This window comes from Bartonella sp. TT119HLJHH (assembly GCF_042193385.1).
In the GTDB taxonomy this organism is placed as follows: Bacteria; Pseudomonadota; Alphaproteobacteria; order Rhizobiales; family Rhizobiaceae; genus Bartonella.
This window is the reverse complement of sequence record NZ_JBHILS010000142.1, coordinates 1-589: the sequence shown is the minus strand read 5'-3', so window position 1 is coordinate 589 and position 589 is coordinate 1. Positions and strand designations below refer to the sequence as shown.

The window sequence follows — 589 nt, the reverse complement described above, 5'->3', positions numbered from 1 at the left end:
GGTCTTCTTTCTTACTGTTGGCAATATTGAGTTCTGTACCTTCTACTTCTTTGCCAATAGTAATAACCTTCGTATCATCATCCTGCTTGGCAAGGCTATCACTGACAACATTAGTTACATCATTATGAACATTCGTGATAGAACTCGCAACACCAGCAAAGGCTTCCGCTACACTATTGTAAACCTTTTCCTCACCAGTACTACCATCATCCTTGACGGTTTTAAGCTTGAATGTAGGTGCAACCCATTCTCCCTTTTCATTATAACCTGCACCTCCACCAAAATACGTCGCAAATGTCTGATTCATCGAATAAAGTTGGTTGCCAGTGATCGCTTCTGTTGAACCTTTAGAAATTTCTCCATCCAATAAAAACTTCAATTTGCTATTGTTTCTGTCCTTACCTTCCCCATGAAGAGCTACAAAGGCGTTATCACCCTTGCTCCACGATAAAGAATCTTGCGCAACACCTGCAGAAACTTCCTTAATTCGTGCATTAACATTCTTGATATTATCATCAAGACCAGTAAATGCACTACCAACATTATCAAAAGAGCCGTTTGTTATATTACCAGCTGTATCAACCTTGGA

The 589-nt window shown here is 39.7% G+C and carries 1 pseudogene; it reads right to left on the bottom strand.

The features are described 5' to 3' along the window. Positions 1-589, bottom strand: a pseudogene (locus ACFIJL_RS09825) (hypothetical protein); the annotation flags it as partial.